The following is a 7,532-nucleotide window of genomic DNA, read 5'->3' as shown; positions in this document are numbered from 1 at the left end:
CCGCTGGCGAAGGCGGGGGCTGCGAACGCCGAGGCCGCGAACGCCGAGGGCACGGGGTCCGAGTCGGCCGGGTCCGAGTCGGCCGGGTCCGAGGCGGCGGCGTCCGAGGACGAGACGGCGGTGACGCCGGTCGTCGAGGACGCCAGGCCGGCTTCGAAGCCCAGGACGGCCGAGCCCGAGGAGCCCACCCAGGTCATCAGCGAGGAGGAGCGGGCCGAGGCGGTCCGCCGCGCCGAGGCGATCGACGCGGAGCGGGCCTCGGCGGGGAAGGCCGCGCCGCCGAAGCCGTCCACGCCCCCTGCGGCCCCTGCGCCCCCCGCGACCCCGCCGACGGCGTCCGCCGCCGCCGACGAGACCGCGGTGCTGCCGCGGGTCACCGGGGACGACGCGAAGCCGCGCCGCGGACGGGCGGTGGTGAAGCCGGCCGCTCCGGAGGGGCAGCCCGCTCCGGAGGAGCCGACCGCAGTCCTGCCGCAGGTGCCGGACCCGGAGCAGACCCGTCAGCTGCCGAGGTCCTGGCGGGTGGCCAAGCCGCGCAGCGACGAGAGCGTCCAGGACAAGGTCCCCGACTGGCTGTTCCGCCCGCACGACACCGGGGCGCCGCAGCCGCCGGCCCCGCCGGTGGAGCGGACCCGGCAGATGCCGGTCGTCGACCCGAACGCGCCCGCGCCGCAGCACGGCGGCCGCTACGACTGGGCCGAGGACACCCCGTTGGACGACCTGCCCAGCCTGACCGACGAGCTGCTCGGCTCCCGGGACGAGTGGTCCCAGTGGGACGGCCGGGAGGCGGAGGGCGAGGGCCCGAACCAGGGCCGGCCCGAGGACGGCAGGGGCGGCGGCACGGGCAGGGCCTGAGCGCGGCTGAGTGCGGCTTAGCGTTGGCTGAGCGCGCTCGGGCACGGCCCGGCGCTGTCGGTGCGGCCGGTTAGGCTCGTCCCACAGCAGCCGTCGCTCGACCGGACCGGAGACATCGTGAGCGTGTGGGACGACCTGGTCGGCCAGGAGCAGGTGGTGGAGCAGCTGGTCGCCGCCGCCCGGTCGGCCCGGGTGGTCCTGGGCGAGTCCGGCAGGTCCGGCGACAGCCGGAACAGCGGTGCCGAGGAGCAGTCCGGCAGCTCGGGGATGACCCATGCCTGGCTGTTCACCGGCCCGCCCGGCTCCGGTATGGCCACCGCCGCCCGGGCCTTCGCCGCCTCGCTCCAGTGCACTTCGCCGGACCTGGAGCTGGGCGGGATCCCCGGCTGCGGCTTCTGCGAGGGCTGCCACACCGCGCTGATCGGCAGTCACGCCGATGTGGAGTCGGTCCGCACCGATGTGCTCAGCATCGGGGTGAAGGAGACCAGGGAGCTGGTCCGCAGCGCGTCGATGTCCCCGGCCGGCGGGCGCTGGCAGGTGATCATCCTGGAGGACTCCGACCGGCTCACCGAAGGTGCGGCCAACGTCCTGCTCAAAGCCATCGAGGAGCCGGCGCCGCGGACGGTGTGGCTGCTCTGCGCCCCGTCCGTGGAGGACGCGCTGCCGACGATCCGCTCCCGCTGCCGGCTGCTGGTGCTGCGGACCCCGCCGGTGGCGGCGGTCGCCGATGTCCTGGTGCGACGGGACGGCATCGAACCGGAGATGGCGGCCTTCGCCGCCCGCGCCGCCCAGGGCCACATCGGCCGGGCCCGCCGACTGGCGCTTGACGCGGGCGCGCGCGAGCGCCGCGCCGAGGTGTTGAAGCTGCCGCTGCGCGTCGCCGACCTCGGCGCCTGCCTGGCGGGCGCACAGAGTCTGGTCGACGCGGCGGCCGCGGACGCCAAGCAGGTCGCCGAGGAGGTCGACACCAGGGAGACCGAGGAGCTGCGGGCCGCGCTGGGCGCGGCCGCCGGCGTCGGCGGCCGGATGCCGCGGGGCACCGCGGGGGCGATGAAGGAGCTGGAGGACCGCCAGAAGCGCCGGGCCACCCGCACCCAGCGGGACAGCCTGGACCGGGCGCTGATCGACCTCTCCTCCTTCTACCGCGACGTACTGGCGGTCCAGTTCGGCGCCGCGGGCGAGCTCTCCAACGAGGAGATGCGGCAGGCGGTGGAACGCGTGGCGGGGGAGTCCCGCCCGGAGGCCACACTGCGCCGCATCGAGGCGGTACTGGCCTGCCGCACAGCCCTGGAACGCAATGTGGCCCCACTGCTCGCCGTCGAGGCCATGGCTGTCGCCTTGCGCGCGGGGTAGGGCGTTGCATTTTTCGGGTGCGGCAACTTGCCCACGGTGGTTCGGTTGCAGACCCATAGGGGCGCGGGGCTCTGCCTGAGTCACTGCGCGCGCGACCAACCATGCGGCCCGCCGCACCCTGAAGACGCCCCGCACTCCCTCCTTCGGGTGACACTCGGTACCCGTAGTGAGAGTTGCCGCAGGCCCCGGGGGATGCCCACTGGATGATCTTGTGGTGGGCGGGTTTCGCACTGTTCGGCGTGGTGACGGCAGTCTGGGCGGGCGGCAGCGCCCTCGCGTCCTGGCGCGAGCAGCGGGCCGGACTGGTGTACGAGCTGACGCCCCGTTACCGCGGTGCGGCCCTCCGCGGCGCCGCGGCCGTGGCCGCTGTCGGCTGCGTCTGCGCCAGCGGCGTCGCCGTGGGCCTCTCCCCGCAGCAGCAGCGTGCCGGAGCCCACGCCGAGCCGCCGCCCGCGCGCTCGGCCCGCGCCTCGGCCGCGCCCACCCGTACGTCCCCGGCTCACACATCCCCAGGTCTGCTGACGGTCGGTCACCCCTCGGGCGGCCAGCTCCTGGAGGGCACCCTTCCCGGGGTCCCGGGCCGGCTCAGGGTGTGGCTGCCGAAGCAGTACCTGGGCCGCACCGCGCCGCTCCAAGTGCTCCTGGTCCGCGCCGATGCGGCCGAGCTCGGGTCGGTCCTCGACGGTCTGCAGAGCGCCGCCGAACTGGGGCGGGCCAACCCCTTCGTCGCCGTGGTCCCGATCGCGCGCTGCGACCCCGCCGCCTACCCGCCCGCCGCCGCACTGCGCCGTGCGCTGGCGGCCAGGTTCCACGTCCGGAAGGACGCCCAGGGCTGGGCGCTGCTGGGGCTGGGGGCGGGAGCCCCCTGCGCGGTGGCCGCGGAGTTGGCGCACCCGGCCGACTTCACCGCCGCGGCCGGACTCTCCGGGCACTACGAGGCGCTGGTCCCGCTGCGGGCGCCGAACACCGGCGCACCCGGCACGGCCCATCTGCTGCTCGCCGACGCCTTCTCCGACACGGCCGGCCAGCAGTCGGCAGCACGGCTCCGCACCGCCCTCGCCACCCGCCCGCGCACCGACCTGCGGACCGTCGCGACCGCCCAGGACTTCTCCCCGGAGCGGCAGCGCTTCCGCCTGGTGCGCCAGGGCGCCGGATATCTGACGGAGCTTCTGGCCGGCCCGGCAGCCGCGCAGTCGTCGCCCGCCCAGTCGCCGGCGCGGCCGTCCGTTCCGCCACCCGCACAACCCTCGGCCCGGGCCTCCGGGCAGTGACTGTCAGCGTCGAACGGTACCCTCTGCGTGCAGAGAGAGTTGAGGTCCGGATGAACGTAGTACAACGGCTCGCCACAGCGACGGTGCTGTCCGCGAGCCTGGTCGTGACGGCCGGGTGCAGTTCGTCCGCGCCCACCCCTCCGCGCAGTACCGGCTCCGGCTCGGACGCCGCCTCGTCCTCGCCCGCCTCGGCCGCGTCGGCCTCCGCGTCCGCCGGCGCCACCGCGGCATCCGCACCGGTGCTGGAGCCGTTGCCCGCCGCGGTCCCCGCGGACCTGCAGCGCTACTACACCCAGAAGCTGAGCTGGACCAGCAGCGGCTGCGCGTCCGGCTTCCAGTGCGCCACGATGAAGGTGCCGCTGGACTACGCGAACCCGGGTTCGGGCTCGGACGACGTCACCCTGGCCGTGATCCGCCGCCAGTCCGCCGCCCAGGGGTCCCAGCACCTGGGATCGCTGCTGGTCAACCCCGGCGGCCCGGGCGGCTCGGCGATCGAGTACGCCGAGTACGCGGCCACCAGCTACCCGGCCGCGGTCCGCAACGCCTACGACATCGTCGGGATGGACCCGCGCGGGGTCAATCTGAGCACCCCGGTGAAGTGTCTGACGGACAAGCAGATGGACGGCTTCTCCGCCACCGACACCACCCCCGACTCCACGTCGGAGATCAACACCCTGCTCGCGGCCGACAAGACGTTCGCCCAGGCCTGCGAGCAGAATTCGCGCGCCCTGCTGGGCCACGTCAGCACGGTGGAGGCGGCCAAGGACATGGACGTCCTGCGCGCCCTGCTCGGCGACGCCAAGCTCAACTACCTGGGCAAGTCCTACGGGACCTTCCTCGGCGCCACCTACGCCGGGCTGTTCCCGTCCCGGGTCGGCCATGTGGTGCTGGACGGCGCCATGAACCCCTCGCTGGACGCCTTCCAGCTCAACAGCCAGCAGGCCGGCGGCTTCGAGACGGCGTTCAACGCCTTCGCGGCCGACTGCGTCAAGCGCAGCGGCTGCCCGCTCGGCTCGACCACCGAGCAGGCCGGGACCAAGCTGGACGCCCTCTTCGCCGCCTGGGACAAGCACCCGCTCAGCACCGACACCACGGGCCGGACCCTGGACGAGGCGCTGGGCACCACCGGTGTGATCTCCGCCATGTACGACCAGGGGGAGTGGCCGACGCTGCGTACCGCGCTGAACCAGGCGGTCGGCGGCAACGGAAGCGGGCTGCTGGCGCTCTCCGACGAGTACTACGAGCGGTCCCCTTCGGGCCACTACGGGAACCTGATGGCCGCCAACGCCGCGGTCAACTGCCTGGACCTGGCCCCGGCGGCGACCACGCCGCAGGAGGTGGAGCAGCAGCTCCCCACCTACCAGAAGGCGTCGCCGCACTTCGGCGCCACGCTTGCCTGGTCCGGCCTGTCCTGCTCCTCCTGGCCGGTGAAGCCCACCGGCGAGCCGCACACCATCCCGGCCAAGGGCTCGGCCCCGATCCTGGTGGTCGGCACCACCCGCGACCCGGCCACCCCCTACGCCTGGGCCCAGGGCCTGGCCGCCCAGCTCGACTCGGGCACGCTGCTCTCCTACAACGGCGACGGCCACACCGCCTACGCCCGCGGCAGCTCCTGCATCGACGGCGACGTCAACGTCTATCTGCTCAGCGGCCACACCCCGGCCAAGGGGACCATGTGCAACTAAGTCGGTACTGGTAAGGACCGAATCAATGCCACAATCCTTTCACCGCACCAGCCCGTGGTGCGGTGGAAGGACGAGGCGGCAGGCATGTTCGGAGTTGTCCACTACAGCACCTATGCGATCGGCGCCCTGCTGATCGTCCTGCTCCCCGGACCCAACTCCATGTACGTGCTCTCGGTGGCCGCGCGCCGCGGGGTCCGCACCGGCTTCCGCTCGGCCTGCGGGGTGTTCCTGGGGGACACCACGCTGATCGTGCTCACCTCGCTCGGGGCCGCCTCGCTGCTGAAGGCCACCCCGCTGGTCTTCGACGCGGTCAAGCTGGTCGGCGCGGCCTACCTGGTCTACATCGGCTACGGCATGCTGAAGTCGGCCCGCCAGATGTGGCGCGAACGCAAGGCCGACCCGGCCGCCGCCCCCGAGGCCGCCGCCCCGCTGGACGAGCGCGAGCGCCCGTTCCGCCGGGCCCTGGTGATCAGCCTGCTCAACCCGAAGGCGATCCTGTTCCTGCTCTCCTTCTTCGTGCAGTTCGTCGACCCGGGCTACGGGCCGCACGCGCTGTCCTTCGCGATCCTCGGCGCGACGCTCCAGCTCTGCAGCGTGCTCTACCTCACCACGCTGATACTCGCCGGCACCGCCCTGGCCAACGCCTTCCGCCGCCGTCGCCGCCTCTCGGCCGGCCTCACCACCGGCGTCGCAGCCCTCTTCATAGGCTTCGCCGCCAAGCTCGCCACGGCCTCCACCAGCTGACCAGCCCCCCGGAATCCGGTAAGGATCACCCTCGCGGACTGTGTAGACTAACCCCCGTTGCCGGTCACGGACCGCCGACATCGCCGCCTTAGCTCAGTTGGCCAGAGCAACGCACTCGTAATGCGTAGGTCTCGGGTTCGAATCCCGAAGGCGGCTCCACACAATCCCGGACCGGTCTCCACGACGATCTGGGTTTTTGTTTTTCCGGTGAGGTGCCGGTGCGCAGCGGACCCGGGGACGGCGCCTACACGACCCGCATCCGGCGCAGCTTCGGCAGGACCGTCGAGCTTCCCGCTCCGGTCGGGATCACCTTGGACACCGGGCCGCTGAAGAACTGGGTGCGCTGACAGGAGTCCTCGGCGGACCGCTCCGGCCGCAGGTGACCCCCGTAGGTGTCGGGGGTGAGGGCCCCCGAGGGGCGCCGGTCGGCGTGCTCTGCGTGGTGCAGCGGGTCGTCCTACGGTGGGTCGCAGGGGGTCTCGGTCGTCGCGCGGACCCGCCGTGCGAGGCCGGTCAGCGGCAGCTGCAGTCAGGAGCACGCGATGTCCGACAGCGACCCGACGTCCGACAGCGACCCGACCCGCCGTCCGTGTGTCGTGGTGATGGGCGTCTCCGGGGTCGGCAAGAGCACCGTGGCCCGTCTGCTGGCCGAGCGGTTGGGCGTTGCGTTGGGCGACGCGGACGACCTGCATCCGCAGGCCAACATCGCCAAGATGTCCGCCGGCATCCCGCTCGACGACGCGGACCGCCGGCCCTGGCTGCTGGCCATCGGCCGCTGGCTGCACGAGCGGGAGGGCGCCGGGGGCGTGGTGGCCTGCTCGGCGCTCAAGCGCAGCCATCGGGACATCCTGCGATCGGCCTGCCCGGCGGTCGTCTTCCTCCATCTGGCGGCAGGCCGCGACGTGCTGGAGGACCGGGTCGGGCACCGCACCGGCCATTTCATGCCGGCGTCGCTGCTCGACTCGCAGCTCTCCGAGCTCGAACCGCTGGAGCCGCAGGAGCACGGCCTGGTGATGGACGCGTCCCCGGCACCCGACCGCATCACCCGAACGGCGGCGGACGGTCTGGCGCGGCTGAGCGCCGCCGAAGCGGACGAGCCCGGCTGAGCCGCCCGTGCCGGTCCGCCGCTCCCCGAAGCCCCGTCCGGCCCTGCCGGACTCCGGGAAATCCCGGGCCGAGCTGAGGCTTGGGATCGAGCCCCACGGTGGGGTGCCACAAAGCCTTTGCGGTGGTCCGTCCCCCACCACCAGTCGAGGAGGAACCATGGTTGACCAGCACCAGACCGCGGACCGCATCGTGGTCGGTGTGGACGGCTCCGACTCGTCGAAGCAGGCCCTGCGGTGGGCCCTGCGACAGGCGGAGCTGACCGGTGGGGTGTTGGAGGCGGTGACGGCCTGGGACCTCCCGCAGTTCTACGGGTCGCTCGGATGGGTGCCCCCGTCGAGCACCGACGAAGCGGCAGTGGAGGCCCGGGCGCGGGGAGCTCGACAAAGCCCTCGGGGAAGCCGCCGGGTCGCGGCCGTCGGTCGAGGTACGCGCCCAGGTGCGGCGGGCCACCGCCGTCAAAGCACTGCTCGAAGCGGCCGGCGACGCGTCCCTGCTCGTTGTCGGCAGCGTCGTGGTT

At 73.4% G+C, this 7,532-nt stretch carries 7 protein-coding genes, 1 tRNA gene and 1 pseudogene; all 9 read left to right on the top strand.

The features are described 5' to 3' along the window. Positions 1–855, top strand: a pseudogene (locus tag TR46_RS24290) (hypothetical protein); the annotation flags it as partial. Positions 856–972: 117 nt separating this feature from the next. Further along, positions 973–2,208: a DNA polymerase III subunit delta' gene (locus tag TR46_RS24285; RefSeq protein WP_042404864.1), complete on the top strand. Its 1,236-nt coding sequence runs from the start codon at positions 973–975 to the stop codon at positions 2,206–2,208. A gap of 203 nt (positions 2,209–2,411) precedes the next feature. After that, positions 2,412–3,479 (top strand): alpha/beta hydrolase, encoded by a 1,068-nt coding sequence (locus TR46_RS45110; RefSeq protein WP_042404861.1) that lies wholly within the window; start codon positions 2,412–2,414, stop codon positions 3,477–3,479. A gap of 50 nt (positions 3,480–3,529) precedes the next feature. Continuing rightward, entirely contained in the window at positions 3,530–5,164 is a 1,635-nt protein-coding gene (locus TR46_RS24275; protein ID WP_042404859.1) for an alpha/beta hydrolase, read from the top strand. A gap of 84 nt (positions 5,165–5,248) precedes the next feature. Next, positions 5,249–5,908 carry a leucine efflux protein LeuE gene (gene leuE, locus TR46_RS24270; protein ID WP_042404856.1) on the top strand — a complete coding sequence of 220 codons (660 nt, stop codon included), beginning with the start codon at positions 5,249–5,251 and terminating at the stop codon, positions 5,906–5,908. Positions 5,909–5,990: 82 nt separating this feature from the next. Then, a tRNA-Thr gene (locus TR46_RS24265) sits at positions 5,991–6,067 on the top strand. 59 nt (positions 6,068–6,126) lie between these two features. Continuing rightward, positions 6,127–6,255, top strand: coding sequence for a hypothetical protein (locus tag TR46_RS45105; protein ID WP_269084272.1), 129 nt, complete (start codon positions 6,127–6,129; stop codon positions 6,253–6,255). A gap of 195 nt (positions 6,256–6,450) precedes the next feature. Further along, positions 6,451–7,014 (top strand): gluconokinase, encoded by a 564-nt coding sequence (locus TR46_RS24260; protein WP_042404855.1) that lies wholly within the window; start codon positions 6,451–6,453, stop codon positions 7,012–7,014. A gap of 157 nt (positions 7,015–7,171) precedes the next feature. After that, positions 7,172–7,532: universal stress protein (locus tag TR46_RS39835; RefSeq protein ID WP_161790189.1), on the top strand; the 361-nt coding region annotated here is incomplete at its 3' end.

The organism is Streptacidiphilus carbonis, from assembly GCF_000787775.1.
Taxonomy (GTDB): Bacteria; Actinomycetota; Actinomycetes; order Streptomycetales; family Streptomycetaceae; genus Streptacidiphilus; species Streptacidiphilus carbonis.
This window is presented reverse-complemented; position numbering and strand designations above follow the sequence as displayed.